Source organism: Acinetobacter sp. YH12218, from assembly GCF_013417925.1.
GTDB classification, from domain to species: domain Bacteria; phylum Pseudomonadota; class Gammaproteobacteria; order Pseudomonadales; family Moraxellaceae; genus Acinetobacter; species Acinetobacter amyesii.
Genome location: NZ_VPDB01000061.1, coordinates 1 through 18,243, shown reverse-complemented (window position 1 = coordinate 18,243; position 18,243 = coordinate 1). Strand labels below are relative to the sequence as shown.

General features: G+C 40.9%; 22 protein-coding genes. 17 read left to right on the top strand and 5 right to left on the bottom strand.

What is annotated here, in order from left to right; translation table 11 throughout:
- The 5 genes from FTV03_RS14005 to FTV03_RS13985 form a co-directional block, all read left to right on the top strand.
- A partial coding sequence (locus tag FTV03_RS14005) for a DUF2345 domain-containing protein (RefSeq protein ID WP_180041844.1) occupies nucleotides 1-800 on the top strand: 800 nt, incomplete at its 5' end.
- 3 nt (nucleotides 801-803) lie between these two features.
- Complete coding sequence (locus FTV03_RS14000) at nucleotides 804-1,523, top strand: hypothetical protein (RefSeq protein WP_180041843.1); 720 nt, start codon at nucleotides 804-806, stop codon at nucleotides 1,521-1,523.
- Complete coding sequence (locus tag FTV03_RS13995) at nucleotides 1,516-2,154, top strand: hypothetical protein (protein ID WP_180041841.1); 639 nt, start codon at nucleotides 1,516-1,518, stop codon at nucleotides 2,152-2,154. The genes FTV03_RS14000 and FTV03_RS13995 overlap by 8 nt, the downstream gene beginning before the upstream one ends.
- Nucleotides 2,151-2,636 (top strand): hypothetical protein, encoded by a 486-nt coding sequence (locus FTV03_RS13990; protein ID WP_180041839.1) that lies wholly within the window; start codon nucleotides 2,151-2,153, stop codon nucleotides 2,634-2,636. The genes FTV03_RS13995 and FTV03_RS13990 overlap by 4 nt, the downstream gene beginning before the upstream one ends.
- 443 nt (nucleotides 2,637-3,079) lie before the next feature.
- Nucleotides 3,080-3,463, top strand: a complete 384-nt coding sequence (locus tag FTV03_RS13985) for a hypothetical protein (RefSeq protein WP_180041837.1) — start codon at nucleotides 3,080-3,082, stop codon at nucleotides 3,461-3,463.
- A gap of 222 nt (nucleotides 3,464-3,685) precedes the next feature.
- Here FTV03_RS13985 and FTV03_RS13980 read toward each other — a convergent pair whose 3' ends face one another.
- Nucleotides 3,686-5,398: an electron transfer flavoprotein-ubiquinone oxidoreductase gene (locus FTV03_RS13980; RefSeq protein ID WP_180041836.1), complete on the bottom strand. Its 1,713-nt coding sequence runs from the start codon at nucleotides 5,396-5,398 to the stop codon at nucleotides 3,686-3,688.
- A gap of 194 nt (nucleotides 5,399-5,592) precedes the next feature.
- Here FTV03_RS13980 and FTV03_RS13975 point away from each other — a divergent pair, with 194 nt between their 5' ends.
- The 5 genes from FTV03_RS13975 (at nucleotide 5,593) to FTV03_RS13955 (ending at nucleotide 10,033) form a co-directional block, all read left to right on the top strand.
- Nucleotides 5,593-6,201 (top strand): DUF1285 domain-containing protein, encoded by a 609-nt coding sequence (locus FTV03_RS13975; protein ID WP_168377951.1) that lies wholly within the window; start codon nucleotides 5,593-5,595, stop codon nucleotides 6,199-6,201.
- 49 nt (nucleotides 6,202-6,250) lie between these two features.
- Nucleotides 6,251-7,138 carry a glutamate racemase gene (gene murI / locus FTV03_RS13970; RefSeq protein WP_168377950.1) on the top strand — a complete coding sequence of 296 codons (888 nt, stop codon included), beginning with the start codon at nucleotides 6,251-6,253 and terminating at the stop codon, nucleotides 7,136-7,138.
- A 122-nt stretch (nucleotides 7,139-7,260) separates the two neighbouring features.
- A complete protein-coding gene (locus FTV03_RS13965; RefSeq protein WP_180041834.1) occupies nucleotides 7,261-8,289 on the top strand; it encodes a DUF4062 domain-containing protein in 1,029 nt (342 codons plus the stop codon).
- 65 nt (nucleotides 8,290-8,354) lie between these two features.
- Nucleotides 8,355-9,368 (top strand): ferrochelatase, encoded by a 1,014-nt coding sequence (gene hemH / locus FTV03_RS13960; RefSeq protein WP_180041832.1) that lies wholly within the window; start codon nucleotides 8,355-8,357, stop codon nucleotides 9,366-9,368.
- A 20-nt stretch (nucleotides 9,369-9,388) separates the two neighbouring features.
- A complete protein-coding gene (locus FTV03_RS13955; protein ID WP_180041830.1) occupies nucleotides 9,389-10,033 on the top strand; it encodes an MBL fold metallo-hydrolase in 645 nt (214 codons plus the stop codon).
- Between the two features lie 93 nt (nucleotides 10,034-10,126).
- Here FTV03_RS13955 and FTV03_RS13950 read toward each other — a convergent pair whose 3' ends face one another.
- Nucleotides 10,127-10,312, bottom strand: a complete 186-nt coding sequence (locus FTV03_RS13950; RefSeq protein ID WP_078189771.1) for a DNA gyrase inhibitor YacG — start codon at nucleotides 10,310-10,312, stop codon at nucleotides 10,127-10,129.
- An 83-nt stretch (nucleotides 10,313-10,395) separates the two neighbouring features.
- Between FTV03_RS13950 and FTV03_RS13945 the strand changes: the two genes are divergently transcribed.
- From FTV03_RS13945 to FTV03_RS13935, 3 genes are all read left to right on the top strand, one after another.
- Nucleotides 10,396-11,046, top strand: coding sequence for an SAM-dependent methyltransferase (locus FTV03_RS13945; protein ID WP_180041848.1), 651 nt, complete (start codon nucleotides 10,396-10,398; stop codon nucleotides 11,044-11,046).
- A 6-nt stretch (nucleotides 11,047-11,052) separates the two neighbouring features.
- The gene (locus FTV03_RS13940) at nucleotides 11,053-12,258 is read left to right on the top strand and encodes a TIGR03862 family flavoprotein (protein ID WP_180041828.1); all 1,206 of its coding nucleotides are present in this window, start codon (nucleotides 11,053-11,055) and stop codon (nucleotides 12,256-12,258) included.
- Between the two features lie 73 nt (nucleotides 12,259-12,331).
- Nucleotides 12,332-12,742: a GFA family protein gene (locus FTV03_RS13935; RefSeq protein WP_180041826.1), complete on the top strand. Its 411-nt coding sequence runs from the start codon at nucleotides 12,332-12,334 to the stop codon at nucleotides 12,740-12,742.
- A 128-nt stretch (nucleotides 12,743-12,870) separates the two neighbouring features.
- On the opposite strand, the gene FTV03_RS13930 is transcribed toward FTV03_RS13935, so the two are convergent.
- Nucleotides 12,871-13,446 (bottom strand): hypothetical protein, encoded by a 576-nt coding sequence (locus FTV03_RS13930; RefSeq protein ID WP_168377944.1) that lies wholly within the window; start codon nucleotides 13,444-13,446, stop codon nucleotides 12,871-12,873.
- Nucleotides 13,447-13,455: 9 nt separating this feature from the next.
- Complete coding sequence (locus tag FTV03_RS13925; protein WP_168377943.1) at nucleotides 13,456-14,232, bottom strand: class I SAM-dependent methyltransferase; 777 nt, start codon at nucleotides 14,230-14,232, stop codon at nucleotides 13,456-13,458.
- 116 nt (nucleotides 14,233-14,348) lie between these two features.
- On the opposite strand from FTV03_RS13925, the gene FTV03_RS13920 reads away from it, so the two are divergent.
- From FTV03_RS13920 to FTV03_RS13905, 4 genes are all read left to right on the top strand, one after another.
- Entirely contained in the window at nucleotides 14,349-15,620 is a 1,272-nt protein-coding gene (locus tag FTV03_RS13920; protein WP_180041846.1) for an alpha/beta fold hydrolase, read from the top strand.
- A gap of 123 nt (nucleotides 15,621-15,743) precedes the next feature.
- Nucleotides 15,744-15,935 carry a hypothetical protein gene (locus tag FTV03_RS13915; RefSeq protein WP_078189765.1) on the top strand — a complete coding sequence of 64 codons (192 nt, stop codon included), beginning with the start codon at nucleotides 15,744-15,746 and terminating at the stop codon, nucleotides 15,933-15,935.
- A gap of 97 nt (nucleotides 15,936-16,032) precedes the next feature.
- Nucleotides 16,033-16,986 carry a 2-hydroxyacid dehydrogenase gene (locus FTV03_RS13910; protein WP_180041823.1) on the top strand — a complete coding sequence of 318 codons (954 nt, stop codon included), beginning with the start codon at nucleotides 16,033-16,035 and terminating at the stop codon, nucleotides 16,984-16,986.
- Nucleotides 16,987-17,042: 56 nt separating this feature from the next.
- Nucleotides 17,043-17,468: a hypothetical protein gene (locus FTV03_RS13905; protein ID WP_180041821.1), complete on the top strand. Its 426-nt coding sequence runs from the start codon at nucleotides 17,043-17,045 to the stop codon at nucleotides 17,466-17,468.
- A 30-nt stretch (nucleotides 17,469-17,498) separates the two neighbouring features.
- Here FTV03_RS13905 and FTV03_RS13900 read toward each other — a convergent pair whose 3' ends face one another.
- Nucleotides 17,499-18,008: a hypothetical protein gene (locus tag FTV03_RS13900; protein WP_180041819.1), complete on the bottom strand. Its 510-nt coding sequence runs from the start codon at nucleotides 18,006-18,008 to the stop codon at nucleotides 17,499-17,501.
- Between the last annotated feature and the right edge of the window lie 235 nt (nucleotides 18,009-18,243).

Genomic DNA, 18,243 nt, shown 5'->3' with positions numbered 1-18,243 from the left:
GTGCAGGGCGAGGTGAAGGCTTTGAACTGAGAACCGACCAATGGGGTGCAGTGCGAGCAGGACAAGGGCTCCTTGTCAGCACACACCCACAACAACAAGCAGCGGCAATGCACCTCGACGCACAAGCGGCGAAAGAACAAATCGAAGCCAACTTAAACAGCAGTAAAGCCTTAAGTGAAGTGGCGAAAAATCAACAAACTGACCCACTTGAAGTCTTGGATAATTTAAAAAACTTCCTTCGGCAAATCGAAAAAGGCAGTAAAGAAAAAGCTGATGCCTTTAAACAAGCCTTAATGATTTTATCTGCACCAAACTCAATTGCTGTAAGTAGTCAGGAAGATGTTCATCTTTCAGCAGATGGACAGATCAGCCAAAGTGCAGGGGATAGCATCAACCTCAGCAGTCAAAAATCCTTAATTGCCCATGCACAAAGCAAGATCAGTCTATTTGCAGCACAAGAGGGATTACGTGCTTATGCAGGCAAAGGCAAAGTTGAAATCCAAGCCCAAGGAGATGGGGCAGATTTGATTGCACGAAAGGGTATTCAAATTATTTCCACAGAAGATAAAGTTGAAATCAAAGCGAGCAAAAAAATTGTTTTAGTTGCGGGTGGTAGCCAGATTGAAATTAGTAGTGCGGGTGTATTGCCTACTACGGCTGGTAAGTTTGAGGTGAAGGCAGGGCAGCATCAATTTTTAGCTGGGCAAACGCAGAGCGCTGATTTAGGCGTGATGCCTAATATTTGTGTTGAGTGTTTGATATCATCTCTGAAAAATTTAACCTTTTTTATAAAAGGCTAAACAATGAATACATATATTTTAATTGATCTGCTGCAGTATAAGCAGGCAAAAAAAGCATTAAACGGTTTTGATTTTAAATATCTTTTTGAAAAATTTAATAATCCTAAAATATTAGAATTTTCTCCTGTGCTAGCTGTGTATAACGAGAACATTTTAAACCAGTTCAATGAATATATTGTTATCAGTAGCCGGTTGGAAATGGATGAAGTCTTAAATGCGCTGTTTAAAAAATGCTTCAGTTTTTCCAATTTTGAGAATTCAATGTGCAAACTGTATGAGCCATTTACTGTATTTTCATTATTTGACATTTTAAATGTTGAGCAGAAACACATTGTATTTTCAGGTTTTGAATCGTTTACGGTTCTTTTTAATGGAGAAATCCGTTCGCATTTTTATCAGAGTACAGACTGTTTAAAAACGTTGATCATGCTTGAGGATGCGCAGTTCGAATCGATTTTCGAAAAAAGAATAGAATACTTTAAAATAAATTTTTGCAAAAAAAATAATGCAGATTTTTATCAAATTTCAGCAATCGTTGATTATGCACTGCAATGCGAGATACTGGAAATCCCTTATATTGAGCGATTTGTCATTGCTGCGCAGAAAATAAAATTTGATGTGAATAAATTCAACCGGGAATGTCCGTTTTTGAAAGACCCTGATGAACCCGATTTAATGAAAATATTACAATTAGAAAGTTATATGGTGGCCGCTGATGTCTGATCCATTTGAACAAATAAGAAAAGAAATGGCGAATAAACAGAATGCCATCACCAATTGCAAAAAGAATGAGGTTTTGCTGGAACTAGCGAGTAAACCGATTCCAAACAGCTATATGTATATGTGGGGCTATCCTCACGGCAGCCCGTATACAGCGGTTAAAGTGCCTTTATACCGTCTGCATATGTATACCAAGGATAAAAAAGGATATTACTTTAAAGTTTGCAGATTCGGCCCACGCTGCGTAATCGACAAAAAAGGCAATACCATTTTGTCAGTCGCCGGACTGGCGGATCAGCAGGTTCATAAATTGACCTGGTACAAAGAATATATTCTACATAGTACAGATAAAGCCGAGAACGGCGCTTGGATTGTGACAGGAAATTTCCTCATTCACGATGGGCCGGATACCTGCTCAATGGATGATATGTATGGTACAGCAGGCTGTTTAGAAGTTTTTGGACATAAAGGATTTAGTGTGTTTAACCAAAAAATGCTGGAATTGTCGGGTGAAAGTGAGCTTAAGAAGGTCAAAGCGAAAATTACCTATCACAAAGCGGTCAGACCAAAAATCAAAGATTACAACATTTATGACACGCGGACGGGCGAACTTTATAACAGAGGAATTTTATGAACATATATCTGAATTTAAAAATTTTTATATTATGCTTTTTTGCCAGCACGCTTTCCTACGCAAACTGCAGTTTCAGCGCTCAAGAAAAACATGAATTGAATGTTTATAATTACGCATTTGTGCAAATGCACAGCGCAGCAAGAGGCGTTGCTAGAGCTAAATTTGCCGAACAGGATTTAAAGAAAAATTTTCTGAAAAAAATTGCGCCCTCTGTGCACTTAATCTGTGGATTAGAATCTCGTATTTATATACTGGAGGAAAAAAACAAAGAGGTTGGGCTTATTGCGCTTAAATTTAAGAATAGCAGAGATAGAGATGTTTTTCGCAATGAGCTGAATGCTAGTCAGGGGCGGATCAATAATATTATTATGAAGCGCTATGAAATGGATGTAATCGGAAATGCGATTTTTTTATATTATGGAACCTATAGTTTTATCAATTCAAAGTTTAGAACTTTAGATGCGCAAGTAGCGAATCATTAGAATTTATTCCACCAGTTAAACTAGTTTTACTGGTGGTTTTTTTTGAATGGTTGAATTTAGTTTTTGGGGCGGAATTTTAATGGCTGAATAATGCGTGAATACTGGAAGATATTCCGTATGGTGGCGCGAACTGATATAAAAAAAATACTTAAATATAGATGTAGTATTTGATTGAGCTACAGTATTTTAGGTCAAAATAAATTATAATGTGATTGGGCTGTGTTGCACAAAGATTTCATAACTATATGATTTTAAAAGTTTTGATTGTTTTTTGATCCAAAATTAAATTTATTTAAATCAGATGCTTACATATTTATGCAACAAAGCCATGTGATTGCTAAAAAATGATTATCTCATCATCCTGATAATGCATATTTTCAAAGTGATGCTGTTCAGTATGATCAATATAGGGTTACTCAAATTAGAGAGAGTAGGCCATTAAAATGAAGAAGAATATATTAGTTTTTATGATGCTCATTAGCTCGCATGTATATGCTGATGACGAAAAAATAGCATATTTATACGAGAAAAATAAACAAGCGCTTTTTTTAGGTGGGTGTAATAGGGGAGTTTTTCCATTTAATAGTACTGATTTTTCTAACATAAAAGATCTAACCTTAAAATATAAGTTGGAAAAAATTCATCGAAATTATGAAGAGCCTACATCGTTTAATTTTCTGATCGAAAATAAGGAAATTACAATGTACGGTGGAGGAGATGAAGTTGTAAGTAAGCTTTGTAATATGGAAAGTTCTAGAGAAATTAAAATTAATTATTATAAAATTGAAGGGTCTAAAAAATTATATTACTATATAGATGAAATTTAAATTTGTATTTAGGCTTAGTGAGGTTATTTCTTTTAATTATTTATAAAATATCTAAATCTAGTGGATATAAAATAATACATTGATAATTATTTTAAATGAAATACTTATGAAATTCATTTTTTATAGGAATTAGTTTTTTGTAATAATATTTATTTAAAGAGTGTGATTGTCTATTAAAAAATAAACCCGCATTAAGCGGGTTTATTTCAATCTCAAAAGAGATTACATATTAGGATAATTAGGACCACCGCCACCCTCAGGTGTTACCCAAGTAATGTTTTGAGACGGATCTTTGATGTCACACGTTTTACAGTGTACACAGTTGGCCGCGTTAATTTGGAAACGTTTAGAACCGTCATTCTCTTCCATAATTTCATAAACACCAGCAGGACAGTAGCGCTGAGCAGGCTCATCCCATTTTGGTAAGTTCACATGTACAGGAATAGAAGCATCTGTCAATTTCAAGTGAGCAGGTTGGTTCTCTTCATGTACCGTATTTGATACGAATACTGAAGACAAACGGTCAAATGTAATTTTACCATCTGGTTTTGGATAATTCGGTTTGAAGTTCGCAGCATCGACAGTTTTTAAAGCGCTGAAGTCGGGCTGTAAGTCATGCAGCGTGAACGGCACTTTAAAGATGTTTTGATCAACAAAGTTGAACGCACCACCCATCCATTGACCAAACTTATGCATAGCAGGGCCGAAGTTACGAGAGTTATATAACTCTTCTTTCAACCAGCTGTTGTTGAACTTGTCTGTGTACGCAGTTAACTCTTTAGCGAAGAAATCTTCACCTTCAGTCACACGTGCAATGGCAAGGTCACCACCTTTTTCCACACCCGCAGCAATCGCTTCAAATACAGCTTCACCGCACAGCATGCCTGATTTCATTGCTGTATGAGAGCCTTTGATTTTCGCAAAGTTTAGGAAACCTGCGTCATCACCAATTAAGCTACCACCTGGGAAAGTGAATTTAGGTAGTGAGTTGAAGCCACCTTTTACAACCGCACGTGCGCCATAAGAAATACGTTTACCACCCTCAAGATATTGCTTGATCAGTGGATGTGTTTTCCAGCGCTGCATTTCCATAAATGGATACATGTGTGGATTGGTGTATGACAAGTCAACGATCATACCTAATGTCACTTGGTTGTTTTCAGCGTGGTATAACCACCAACCGCCTGAAGAACCTGTTTCACTTAAAGGCCAACCTGCACCGTGCATCACCAAACCTGGTTTGTGCTTAGCAGGATCGATTTCCCAAAGTTCTTTAATACCAATACCGTAATGTTGCGGATCAGCATCCTTATCTAAGTTGAACTGAGCAATCAGACGTTTACCTAAGTGACCACGACAGCCTTCAGCAAATAATGTGTATTTGGCATGAAGTTCATAGCCAGGAGTAAAGTTATGCGTTGGTTCGCCATCTTTACCAATGCCCATGTCACCAGTCTGAATGCCTTTCACAGTACCATCTTCATGGTAAAGGATTTCAGATGCTGCAAAGCCTGGGAAAATAGACACTTCTAATTCTTCAGCTTTAGCACCTAACCAGCGAACCACGTTACCTAACGAAATAACATAGTTGCCATCGTTATGCATGGTTTTAGGCACCATCCAATGCGGTGCTTCTTGTGATTTTTCATCAGACAATAAGAAATAGGTTTTATCTTCAGTCACAGGCACATTTAACGGTGCGCCTTGTTCTTTCCAATCTGGGAACAATTCATTCATCGCGCGAGGTTCGAGCACAGCACCTGATAGAATATGCGCACCCACTTCGGAGCCCTTTTCCACGACACAAACGGACAGATCGTTTAGGTTATTTTCAATTGCAAGTTGACGAATTTTAATCGCAGCAGATAGGCCGGCAGGACCTGCACCGACGATAACTACGTCAAACTCCATCGATTCACGTTCGATGTGTTCCATGTAGGACTCCTCATATTTCGGAAGGTGGCATCCATTCAATTCATTTAAATGGTGCTGCCATGAGTGTTCTTAATGCCCAGACACAATTTTTCTATCGTGTCTTTGATATTGTGGGCTAGTATAGTTTTAAACCGAGTTCTAGCCAATTGGCTGAATCATATTATTTTTCCGTCACTAAGGTATTTATTAGGCGGATGAAGCAGCAATTGAACGAAAACCCGACGAAAAAATTCATTAATAGGGATGATAGAAATTTAATGAACATTGCACAATACTTAAAAGATGGACAGTCCGGTCACAAAAGGTCAATCCCCCCATTAGATCAATGGCATCCAAAGCATTGTGGTGCAATGGATTTGAAGGTTTTAGCCAATGGAGAATGGTGGCACGATGGTCAATTGATCAAGCGACAAGCGCTCATAGATCTGTTCTCAACCGTGCTTTGGAAAGAAGATGGGAAATTCTATTTAAAAACCCCTGTGGAACAAATTGAAATACAGGTGGAAGATGAGCCTTTATTTGTCAATCAGGTGGATCACGTTGAGATTGACGCTAAAAACTATATTCAATTCACCACAACCACCCAAGACCTGATTATTGTTGATCAGGAACATCCGATTTTTATGCGTGAATATCAGGGTGAACTACGTCCTTATGTGCATGTTCGTTTTGGTATAAATGCCTTAATTCAACGTGCAGCTTTTTTTCATTTAGTCGAGATGGGTGAGCTGCTTGAAAATGAGCAAGGGGAGTCCATTTTAGTGTTACAAAGTGGTGATTTGCACTTGCAATTAGGCACCTGAGGTTTAAGCTTTCCACCTTGTCATTCTGAATCTAAATTAAAGTGACCCTATGACCGCCATTCATCCCATTTACCCCTTAAATGTACCCATGCCAAAAGCGACTGCTGATGCGCCTATTGGGGTATTTGACTCAGGTATTGGTGGTTTGTCTGTTGCGTTGGAAATTGCACGTTATTTACCGAATGAACGGATTGTTTATTTTGCAGATACGGCACATGTCCCTTATGGACCGCGTCAAGATCAGGACATCCGTGAACTGACTGCACATGCGATTGAGTGGTTATACCGTCAGGGGTGTAAAGTCGCGGTGGTGGCATGCAATACGGCATCGGCATTTAGTTTGGATTATTTGCGTGAACACTACGGTGAAAATTTTCCGATTATTGGCTTGGTTCCAGCCTTAAAACCCGCGGTATTACAGACCAAAAGTAAAACTGTGGCTGTCCTCGCAACGCCTGCGACTTTTCGGGGTAAATTAATCAAAGATGTCATGCAGCGATTTGCTGAACCTGCAGGGGTGCAAGTTTTGTCAGTGACTTCTTTGGAATTGGTGCCCTTTGTTGAAGCGGGGGCGCAAATGACTGAGCCTTGCCTGCAGACATTAACTGAGATATTACAGCCAGTTGTAGATGCAGGTGCAGATTATTTAGTGCTTGGATGTACGCATTACCCCTTCCTAAAATCGGCAATTCAGTATATTTTTGGTCAGAAGCTGACATTAATTGACTCAGGATTTGCGGTTGCACGACAAACAGCCCAAATTTTGATTAAAAATGAGTTATTATTTGAGCATAACCGCCAAGATTCACTGCGTATCGAATGTTATGTCAGTGGAAATAATGCGGAAAACTTAACACCTGTGGTAGCACGCTTAATTCAAGATGATCAAATCACTTGGAAAATCTGCAATATTCAGGCGGCAAGTTTAGAATTTTAATCATTGTGATTGAACGATTTTAGATAAAACAATTTAAATCTATTTGGGGTAGTCATGCTGTATGTTTCAGCAACCACTTTTTTGAGTGCTGGATATAGCGTGCAACGGGAAGAGGATCTCTAATGCTCGATAAGCGTTATCAAGTATTCATTTCCACATCTGGCAGTGAAATGCAGCCAGAACGGATCATATTGGCACAGACTCTTGTAGGGATGGGTTTTTTCTCTTGGGGGTTGGAACAGCGCACACCATTAAGTACGGCTTTTGCGCGTCGTCAAATTGATGACTGTGATTATGTGGTGATCTTACTGGGTAGTCAGTATGGCGAGCAGTCTGTTTCAGGTGTGGGTTATATGCACCTTGAATATATTTATGCAGTGACGAAACAAAAGCCGGTCATTGTGTTTATGCATGAAGATCCAAATTCACGTGATCTTTCTTTGCATGATGAAAAGTCTGAGCTACGTGAAAAATTCAAAGACTTTCGTAAGCTATTGCAAAATGAAGTGGATCAAGTCTTTAGCTATCGAACCTTGCGTGATTTAGAAATGGCAGTTCGATTGAACATGCCACAAATGCTAGAACGCTATCCTGTTACAGGTTGGGTGCGCCCACAGAATACTCAAGCTTTACATGATGAAATTGATCGTTTAAAAGCCCAGTTAGTTCAACTCGAAACAGAGTCTGGAAAACGCGAAGTTGATCCATTCCTATCTTTACCAAAAGTGTCGATGCATGAACTATTTTCATTTGAATACCGCATGCACGCTTATCAAGATGGTAATTTCAAAGAATTAAAAGTACAGAAGAAAATGACGTGGGCGCAGCTCTTGTCGATTTTAGGCGCAACCTTTGTTAATCCAACCCCTGAAGAATTCTTCTCTAAACGAATGAATGAGTTTTTGAATGAAACAGGTTTGGATGATGCTCGTATTGAGATGCCGCGTGCACATGCGGTTGCGCGGGCACAAGTGAATATTCGTGCTTTACACAGCATTAAAAGCCAGATGCGGCAGAATGACTGGATTGTGCCCAATGGCCGAGATGACCGTCAGCGGATGTTGTGGCAAGTGACCAGTAAAGGTCAAAAATTACTGGAAAGTAATTTGTTGGATAATGATCGGGTTTTCCAATTTAAAACTGTATATTAATCTGTTTTATAAAATAGATAAAAAGCTGCTACATTAGCGTCATTCAAATTGATGGAAAAAGCGTAATGTTGCCTGTCGAGAAAGCTAAAGTCACCATTATTCTGGCGAATCTAGGTACGCCTGATGCGCCAACTGTGCCCGCAGTGCGTCGTTTTCTGCAACAGTTTTTGTCAGATCAGCGGGTGATTGAAATTCCAAAACCGATTTGGCAATTGATTTTGCGTTTGTTCATTTTGCCATTTCGACCAAAGCGTGTGGCGCATGCCTATGACATGGTTTGGGGTAATGATTCGCCCATGCGTGAAATTTTATTTGAGCAAGTTGCCGCAGTAAAACAGCATCTCACAGCAAAATATCCAGAATTTGAACTGAATGTGATTCCGGCCATGACTTATGGTAATCCAGGGATTTCTACCGCTTTAGCGCAATTGGCTGAGCAGCCTCAAGACCACATTCTATTATTTCCGTTGTTTCCACAGTATTCAGCAACATCTACGGCACCTTTATACGATGCCATTGCTAAATGGATTCCACAGCAGCGTAATTTGCCGGGTCTGAGCATTATTCGTGATTACTATCAGCACCCGCTATTTATTCAAGCTTTAGCGCAAAGTGTGCGTGATTATCAAGCGGAGCATGGGGTCGCGGATAAGTTATTGATGTCTTTTCATGGCATTCCACAGCCTTATGCAGACAAGGGTGATCCCTATGCTGACCGTTGCCGTGTAACAGGACATTTAGTCGCGCAAGCGCTTGGTTTAACTGAAGATCAATATGAAATCAGTTTCCAATCGCGCTTTGGTAAGCAAGAATGGGTGAAACCTTATACTGATGCCACTTTGGACGCATGGGGCAAACAAGGCGTGAAATCGGTACAGGTTATGAGCCCTGCATTTTCAGCGGATTGTTTGGAAACGCTAGAAGAGTTGGCGCTGCAAAATGCTGAAATTTTCCAAGCTGCAGGCGGTGGTGAATATGGTTATATTCCTGCATTAAACGCGCGGGATGATCATGTCGCATTGCTCAATTTGTTACTTCAAGCTAATCTTGATGCCTTAAAGCAAACATTAGCCCATTAACGCCTTGAGGTTGTCGCCCTATGTTGCAAGTTAAAATCGTTCCCGTCACGGCATTTCAACAAAACTGTTCCATTGTTTGGGATTCCGAAACCAAAGAAGCCATTTTAATTGATGCGGGTGGGGAAGCTGAAAAGCTGAAAGCGGAAGTTGAGGCTTTGGGCTTAACGGTAAAAGCCTTGTGGTTAACGCATGGCCATTTAGACCATGCAGGTGCGGTTGGGGCATTAACCCAAGCTTGGAATGTTCCAGTGATTGGCCCGCATAAAGAAGATGCGTTTTGGTTGGACATGATTCAGGAGGTTTCTGCGAAATACGGTTTCCCGATCCCTGAAAATGTCCATGTGACCCAATGGTTGGAAGGCGGCGAAACCTTGAAGCTGGGTGCAGAAGAGTTTGAAGTTCGTTTTGCACCGGGGCATACACCAGGTCATGTCATGTTCTATAACGCAAAATATGCCGTGCTTTGGACGGGGGATGTGTTATTTAAAGGCTCGATAGGCCGGACAGATTTTCCACGCGGTAACCATCAACAATTACTCGACTCCATTCAGCGTGAATGTTTTAGCTTGCCGGATGACACGCAGTTTATTTCAGGGCATGGTCCAATGAGTACCATTGGTTATGAAAAACAACATAATCCTTTCGTTGCTGGTAAAGCGGGTTAAGCAACTAGATTGAGAAACTTAAATTAACAAAACAGGAATCCAAACGGATTCCTGTTTTATTTACCTAAATAATAGGGTTATGCACTTGAGTCCTTAGAATTGGTCTTCTTCACGGCCACCATCGGCCTGAGGTGCATCTTGTGTCGGCAGACGATATTCATCATTGGCCCATGCACCGAGATCAATCAATTTACAACGATCTGAGCAAAACGGGCGATATTCATTATTTTCCCAAGTCGTCAATGCGCCGCAGCGTGGACAATTCATGGTGGTGGGCATGCTTAACTCCAGCAAAAACGGATGATTCAATTAGGCAAATACAGTCGCAGTTGTTAGACTTATGCCGTTCTGTTTAGTTTGATCTGTTTATGCCTATTCGTCAATTTCAAGCGCAGCGTATGCGAGCTCCCCGTGATTTTCAGCCGATTGATTCCACGCCGATTTGTGTGGAAATTGGGGCTGGTAAAGGTAAACATGCATTATTGTTTTCAGCCAATCACCCTGAATTTCAATTGATTGCTGTTGAGCGGACACGTGAAAAATTTGTGGCAATGCAAAAGCAGCATCAACTTGAAGGGCAAAGCAATTTAGCTCCAATTCATGCTGATGCATTGCCTTGGGTAGTACATGCCTTACATCCTGCGCAAGTACAGCAATTCTTTATTTTGTATCCAAACCCTGAACCGCATAATCCTGCACAGCGCTGGTTAAATATGCCGTTTTTTGAATTTTTATTGTCGCGTTTGCAGCCGGGTGGTCAGATTACCTTGGCCAGTAATATTCCTGAATATATTGAGGAAGCGCAGCAGCAGTTAATCGATGTTTGGAAGCTGCCTTTTATCAAAGAACGCATTGCAGAGACTTCAGCACGCACGCATTTTGAAATTAAATATCTTGAACGTGGTGAACTCTGTCAGCAGTTAATCATTACCAAGCCTGTAGATTACACCACACGTTTTGATGATTTTCAGCCACTACAAGGCAAGCAACCCACCGAAGCATCTGCGGAATAATTGGGCATGACTCAGCGTATTGCAATTATTGGTGCAGGTCCGGCAGGCTTGATGGCGGCTGAAGTCTTAAGTCAGCATGACTATGAGATACATGTTTATGAGCAAAAGCCTTCAGCGGCGCGTAAATTTCTCATGGCAGGTAAAACGGGGTTAAATATTTCCCATGCCGAACCTATAGAACAATTTGTGCAGCGCTATGATCAAGTGGAATGGCTGAGTCCATGGGTTAAGCAGTGGGATGCCGCATGGATTCAACAATGGATGATGGGGCTAGGTATTGAAACCTATATTGGTTCATCTGGTCGGGTCTTTCCTATTGAAATGAAAGCTGCGCCTTTGCTGCGTTCATGGTTAAAACGTCTCAGTCTCAACGGGGTGCAGTTTCATTATCGACATCAAGTTTTGGACTTACAGTCCAATCAGCTGACGATTCAAAACCTTGTTGATGGATCAAATCAAGCGCTTGGCTTTGATGCGATTATTATGGCGTGTGGGGCTGTGTCTTGGTCACGTTTAGGCAGTGATGGCGCATGGCAAAAATGGCTACAGCCTGAGAGCATTGAAGCTTTTCAGGCCAGTAATGCAGGCGTGGAACGCGTTTGGTCGAAGTTCATGCAGCCTGTGTTTGGACAGCCTTTAAAGCGAGTCAATGCATGGGTCGAGCAAGCCGAGCCGACCCAAGGCGATATCATCATTTCACACTATGGACTGGAAAGTGGATTGATCTACAAACAAGGTCGAGCACTGCGTCAACAGGTGAAATCTGCTCAGCCCATGCAGCTGACTTTGGACTTATTGCCAGATCAAAGTGTTGAGCAATTGGCAAAGAAACTACAGCCTTCGAAGAAGCAGTCTTTAACCAATGTTTGGCGTAAAGCCGGTTTAGATGCGGCGAAAGCTGCGCTGGTCCGTGAACTGGTGGATAAATCTTTGTGGCATGAGCCGGCCTTACTAGCAGCGAAAATTAAACATTTAGATATTCACCTTGATGGATTTCGCCCGATAGATGAGGCGATTAGCTGCGCGGGCGGTGTGAAGCGTTCAGTCCTAAATGATGGCTTACAATTGAAGAGCAATCCTTTTGTATTTGTCTGCGGGGAAATGTTGGATTGGGATGCACCTACTGGGGGCTATTTGCTGACAGCATGCCTTGCAACCGGTCGAGCAGCGGGTGAAGGGGTTCAAAACTATCTGGTTTCTTTGCAGAGCTAAGCGCTTCAAATTGTCACAATCTTGCTGAGGAGTTGTGATATTTTGAGATGAAATTCTTCTAAGAAAGACCACTATGCGCTTACAAGAACAATATACCGGAAGCTGCTTGTGTGGAGCGGTTTGTTATGAGATCAATGGTCCGGTCGGTGAGATCATGCAATGCCATTGTTCTCGGTGCCGCAAAGCCAATGGTACAGCATTTGCGACCAATGCCCCGATTGCTAAAGCAGATTTTAAAATTGTAGCCGGTGAGCAGTTTCTGAAACAGTATGCGTCTACCGCTACCACACAGCGCTGTTTTTGTAGTGAGTGTGGTTCGCCGATCATCAGTATAAAGGCTGAAACGCCTGATTATTACCGCTTACGTATAGGCACCTTAGATACACCTCTGACGCAGAAACCAACCTGTCATATCTTTGTCGCATCCAAAGCAGAATGGGATGATATCGCAGGTGATTTACCACAATATGCTGAACGACCATAGCGAAAATCAAGATTGAGCAATCACATCAAGGGCAGGTTTGCACCCTTGATGTTAAGTAATAAGCTCGTATCGCTCTCTCATTCATCCAAGTTGAATTTGGGTGAATAGATTGCAACAGGGTTGGAAGATTAAGGCTGTCGAGTTTTTTGTAGTTCAGGATATTGTTCCTGCCAATGTCCCAATTGTTCTTGAGCATGAATAAACTGACCGAGACCTTTGACACTATCACTAGGATTTTTTAACTCGCCATCGGCTGCTTGATTTTTCTCACGATAAATTTGTGATTGATTGTCCCAGTACTGATACATCAAGCCTTGAATATAACGGCCTTGCTCAGTTTTCATTTCGAGTTCTTTGAGCATATTCAGCGCCGACTGGATGTTGTCACGCTTACGCTGTGTAGCAAATTCATCGGTGAGTTTTCCTTCCTCACGCAGTTTCATCAGCTCATCTTCCATCTCATCGCTAATTTGACTAAAGCTCTCGTCATATTGTGTCAGTAGCGTTAAGTCGTGTAGATCATCTGGGGTCTTGGCAAAGTTTTTAATAGGATCACTATTCAGCTCTTTCATGATTTGATCATCGGAACTGATTTCACTATTTTGTTCCACCGTTTTTGATGATTTTTCACATGCAGTGAGTCCTAGCACCGTACCCATGAGGAAGATGACACTGAGTTTCTTTAAAGAGATTGGCAAGAGCATAATCGTGTCCTAATATGTTTTTCTAAAGATATAGACATGCGTGATATACGGAAAATCAATGAAATCCTGTGCAGTCTTTTGGGTTGATTCAGCCACGATATTTTCAAATTGTTGTTTCAGTTTTTGTTGTTCATCCGGGCTTAATGCTGCAATAAAACTGGTGGACAATAATCGTTTGGAAACCACGTGTTCCACTGTACCATGATGCAATTGTTGAAAGGTGGTTTCGGCAATTAATTTAAATTTTTGCTGCTGCTCAAACACTTTTTGCCATTGCCCACTATGATAACGTGGTGTGTCACCTTCGAGCTCACTCAAGACATCAGCGAGTTGTTTGACCCAATTGACTTGGATATCACGTTGGTTCCAAATCAATACAAGATCCCCATTGGGAACTAAGATACGACTGATTTCATTGAGGGTTTCAGGGGTGGCAAACCAATGAAAAGACTGGGCACAAAATACCGCTGCCACAGAATGATCATGCAGTGGAATCTGATCACTTTGGGCGGCTAAAGTTGCAATATGCGGATGTTTTTTCTGCAATTGTTGCAGCATTTCATGCACAGGTTCGATCGCGGTGATATTTTCACTGAGTGGGCGAATATACTCGAGAAATTTGCCTGTACCTGAGCCTAAGTCCACCAGATGGGCTTGAGGGGCTAAAGCTAAATGTTGTTGTAGCCACGCACTGATTTCAATCGGGTAGTCAGGGCGGGCTTGTTGATAGAGTTCAGCTGCAGAGCTAAAGCCTTGTTGTGCGGCAGGATGTATTGAATGTGTCATATTCTGCACTTTTTAATCTGTATGGCCTCTATAAAATAGCATATTCGGAACAAGATAAACTTTGAATGCAACAAGGAAGGAAAAGCGTGACGCAACAAGGACTGGAGCAAAGTACAATGGAAAAGCACATCATTTTTGAAGATGATCAAATTCGTGTCATTTTTCAGCCTGGCAGTTCTCGTGAGCTTATTTTCTCCTTCGGTGATTTGATTACCCGCGCCAAGGGCTTGAGCATCAATGCCGAGAAGTCTTTGCAAAAATATGGTTTTAATGTGATCGGTGTGATGCCGAAACAAAAATCGTGGTTTCCAGCATCGTCAATGCAACCGATGTATCAAGCCATCAAGCCGATCCTAGAGCAATTTGAGATGCGTATTGCCTATGGTGGTTCCATGGGCGGCTATGCTGCCATTAAGTATGCCAATTTATTTGGTTTTCAGCGCGTGGTCAGTATGGTGCCGCAGTACTCCATAGACCCAGAAGACATTGTCGATACACGCTATGGCATGTTCTTTCAGCCCAATCTGCATGCCAATATGCGGGTACTTGCTGAAGACGTATCGACTACACGTGAATATATCGTAGTGTATGATCCTTATTGCCCAGAAGATCGCGCTCACTTTGAAAAACTACAGGCTTTAATTCCGCATGTGCATGTGTTGCATCTGCCGTTTACAGGGCATGATGCCATTGCAGTGTTGGCGAGTTCTGAACTGTTAAATGATTTCTTGAGACATCCTTTTGATGCGCCGTATTTTTATCAAAAAATGCGTCGGGTTAAGAAAAACAGCAAATTTTATTATAGAAAAGTCATCGAAAATTTACTGACACGCCATCGTGATGCCTTGGGTGAAATTTTAAAAAGCAATTCGTTTCAGCTTGACCCTCAATTTTTTGATGCCAAACAAAAACAGACCTTATTACGAGTATTGTTTAATAACAAACAAGTCAGTGAGCAAGATCTGCAAAAGTTGGGAATCACGACCTTTTTACCTCAGGAAAATCGTAGCCTGTTACTCGATCAGTTTGATCATGGTTTAGTGTTTAACGTGATTAGCCAAAAAATTGAAAGCTATGCAGCCGGTGTGATTGCGCTGAACCATAAGTTTTTGATTCCTTTACAGCCGAAGGGCACAGGCCTGGTATACGTACAAGTCCAAGATGAGCGTTACATGGTGGTGATGAATGACCGTCAGGTAATGAAATTGGTCTTAGCTCAAGATGAGCTTGCGACTGGTATGCATCCGATTTTAATGCAGAAATATGTGGGCTATTACACGCTGAACTATAAAGAACTGCGTTTGAGTAGTGATGAATTTGGTCAAATCTTCTTTGTGGAAAATGCCGATGCATCTTGTCAGTTCGTGGTGCAACCCGAACAAATTTAAGCTCGACATTGGGTTGAAAATCCAAAGCTTGCTAATTTGTAGGAAGAGATTATGATGAGAGAAAGGCAGTATAAAAACATTCATACTGCCCAAAACATCATAAGGAATATGAGGGGTATCAGTATGCATTCAACACAGATGCTTGCTGTATTATTCATCTTAGTGCTGACCATGGGTTCAGCCTATGCACAGGGGGTTAGTTCAAGCATACTGATTTTTAGCAGCAGTATGTTATTACTTACGATACTGACCATTTATGTCATACTCAAAATTCGAAATTCACTGCAACATCATCTCGATAAACCCGCGAAATAGCGGGTTTTTTTATATGCTATTCGATTGCACTTTGCTGCATCACAGGTTTTAATCATTCACAATCGAATCTTTATAATCGGCCAGAAGGGAAGCAGCCATGAAAGCGGTATTTCTAGATTATCAGTCTCTAGATAAACAAGACTTAGATTTTAGCGGACTAGAAGCACAGTTTGATGAATTGATGCTCTATCCCGCAACAGCGGCTGCAGAGGTTGCCCAGCGCATACAAGGGGCTGATGTGATTATCAGCAATAAAGTACACATCAATGCTGAGTACATGCAGCTCAATCCGCAATTAAAACTGATCTTAATTTCTGCCACTGGCACCAATAACGTTGACCTTGTACAAGCACAGCAACAAGGCATCGTGGTGTGTAATTGCCAAGCTTATGGCACCGCTGCGGTCGCACAGCATACCTTGATGTTAATGTTGAACTTGGCGACATCATTTCGACAGTATGATCGGGCGGTCCAACAGGGAGATTGGCAAAAAGCGGATCAGTTCTGCTTACTAGATTTTCCAATTATTGAGCTGGCTGGTAAGACTTTGGGAATTGTCGGCTATGGTGAATTGGGGCAAGCCGTGGCCCATTTGGCTAAAGCTTTTGGCATGAAAATTATGATTGGTGCGCTACCGAATCGACCTATGGTGGCTGAGCGAGTGGTATTTTCTGAGATGTTAGCGCAGGTCGATTTTCTGAGTTTGCATTGCCCTTTAACTGATGAAACTCGTGATTTACTCAATCATGAAAGCTTGGCTCAAATGAAAGCATCGGCCTTTGTGATCAATTGCGCACGAGGTGGTGTGGTTAATGAATCGGCATTAGCCGAGGCATTAAAATCAGGAAAGATTGCAGGCGCAGCAACCGATGTCTTGACGGTTGAGCCACCCAAGCAGGGTAATGTGCTGCTCGACCCAAGTATTCCAAATTTAATTATTACCCCACATAGTGCATGGGGAAGCGTCGATGCGCGACAACGCATTGTGCAGCAATTGGTGGAAAATGTAGAAGCCTTTAAAGCGGGGATGGTCATTCGACAGGTGAATTAAAATCGAGTTTAAGGAACATTATTTTTGAACAATGCTCCATATAAATAGGGATGTCTATGCAGGTCGATCTTGCCAATAAAAAAAGTTTAAGATTATTTTGCATGCTGATTCTCTTTACCGCATGCATTACTTGGGCATGGTACAGTTATGTACTAAATATCAGTGAAAATCATTTATTCCAGAATCCTGATTTTGAAGTTCATAAATTCATGCCGACCTTACAAGTAGCGCTAGTTTCGGTATTTTTTATTGCGCATTTCGTCTTGGCGCTTATTGATTTTTTAAATCGCTATTGGTATTGGGGTCTATGGCTTGTTGTGGTGCCTATTATTGTGGGGCAGGTCTATTTTTCTGTCTTTGGAGAGGTTGCTCATATTGAGCATTTATCAGTCTGGGTTGACTATCCATTTTGCCTGTTGATGCTTATTCAAATCTGTACAGCATCGTTTGTACGTAGGCGATATCTCAAGCCTACTGCTTAATGCATTAATGTTTAATTTAATAGTTAAATTTCAGCATTTTTTCAAAAATTTAGCATTGAAATGATTTTTGATTTGCTCAAATTCAAGTTCAGTCTTGATACTGTTTGGCATCATGATTCGTAAATAACTTTTTTCGAGTTTAAAAGGCTCTTTGGTATTGGGTACAGGATTAAAGCCACCATTTGGGTAGATCAAATTTGTCTCATAGGCACGTAAAATCTGATCATTGTGAAAATAGAAACTTGTTAGGGATTGATTGGATTCACCAAAAACATAAAGATTAATTTTGCATTGACCATCGAGTTGATACAGTGTTGCTTCATTGCCTTCAGTCGATTTGTATTCTTCGTCATCTAGCATTTCTAAGGTTTGTAATAATTTACCTTCGGCATCATGGTTATATTGGTATGAATCGTACAATTGGGGGAAAATAGTCTGCAACTGTGGATAACTTTTCAACAATTGTGGAAAACGTTGTAAGCCAATCACAGAGCCAACACAGAGCAGAATACCAAGTAAGATACCAAATAAAATTCGCATTTTTTTCTCATTAATTCATTGTTTTTATAGGCATAGGCCAAAGACCAAAAGCATTCAATTTTGGTTTTAAAAAAGCCCAACCAAAGTTGAGCTTATAAATGTGCTGTTAAACTCTGTACACGACAAATTTCATAGGATCCTTGTCCTATCAGGCTTTTTCTTTCTTAAAATTGCTAGCACTTTCTTAAATTCTTCTTTTTTTCCAAAACCAATCAAACGTAGAATAGCCATTTGA

Bases quoted from the DNA above. Each gene is read 5' to 3' on its own strand.
- FTV03_RS14000 (WP_180041843.1), top strand. From the start codon at position 804: ATGAATACATATATTTTAATTGATCTGCTGCAGTATAAGCAGGCAAAA.
- FTV03_RS13995 (WP_180041841.1), top strand. From the start codon at position 1,516: ATGTCTGATCCATTTGAACAAATAAGAAAAGAAATGGCGAATAAACAG.
- FTV03_RS13990 (WP_180041839.1), top strand. From the start codon at position 2,151: ATGAACATATATCTGAATTTAAAAATTTTTATATTATGCTTTTTTGCC.
- FTV03_RS13985 (WP_180041837.1), top strand. From the start codon at position 3,080: ATGAAGAAGAATATATTAGTTTTTATGATGCTCATTAGCTCGCATGTA.
- FTV03_RS13980 (WP_180041836.1), bottom strand. From the start codon at position 5,398: ATGGAACACATCGAACGTGAATCGATGGAGTTTGACGTAGTTATCGTC.
- FTV03_RS13975 (WP_168377951.1), top strand. From the start codon at position 5,593: ATGAAGCAGCAATTGAACGAAAACCCGACGAAAAAATTCATTAATAGG.
- murI (WP_168377950.1), top strand. From the start codon at position 6,251: ATGACCGCCATTCATCCCATTTACCCCTTAAATGTACCCATGCCAAAA.
- FTV03_RS13965 (WP_180041834.1), top strand. From the start codon at position 7,261: ATGCTCGATAAGCGTTATCAAGTATTCATTTCCACATCTGGCAGTGAA.
- hemH (WP_180041832.1), top strand. From the start codon at position 8,355: ATGTTGCCTGTCGAGAAAGCTAAAGTCACCATTATTCTGGCGAATCTA.
- FTV03_RS13955 (WP_180041830.1), top strand. From the start codon at position 9,389: ATGTTGCAAGTTAAAATCGTTCCCGTCACGGCATTTCAACAAAACTGT.
- FTV03_RS13950 (WP_078189771.1), bottom strand. From the start codon at position 10,312: ATGCCCACCACCATGAATTGTCCACGCTGCGGCGCATTGACGACTTGG.
- FTV03_RS13940 (WP_180041828.1), top strand. From the start codon at position 11,053: ATGACTCAGCGTATTGCAATTATTGGTGCAGGTCCGGCAGGCTTGATG.
- FTV03_RS13935 (WP_180041826.1), top strand. From the start codon at position 12,332: ATGCGCTTACAAGAACAATATACCGGAAGCTGCTTGTGTGGAGCGGTT.
- FTV03_RS13930 (WP_168377944.1), bottom strand. From the start codon at position 13,446: ATGCTCTTGCCAATCTCTTTAAAGAAACTCAGTGTCATCTTCCTCATG.
- FTV03_RS13925 (WP_168377943.1), bottom strand. From the start codon at position 14,232: ATGACACATTCAATACATCCTGCCGCACAACAAGGCTTTAGCTCTGCA.
- FTV03_RS13920 (WP_180041846.1), top strand. From the start codon at position 14,349: ATGGAAAAGCACATCATTTTTGAAGATGATCAAATTCGTGTCATTTTT.
- FTV03_RS13915 (WP_078189765.1), top strand. From the start codon at position 15,744: ATGCATTCAACACAGATGCTTGCTGTATTATTCATCTTAGTGCTGACC.
- FTV03_RS13910 (WP_180041823.1), top strand. From the start codon at position 16,033: ATGAAAGCGGTATTTCTAGATTATCAGTCTCTAGATAAACAAGACTTA.
- FTV03_RS13905 (WP_180041821.1), top strand. From the start codon at position 17,043: ATGCAGGTCGATCTTGCCAATAAAAAAAGTTTAAGATTATTTTGCATG.
- FTV03_RS13900 (WP_180041819.1), bottom strand. From the start codon at position 18,008: ATGCGAATTTTATTTGGTATCTTACTTGGTATTCTGCTCTGTGTTGGC.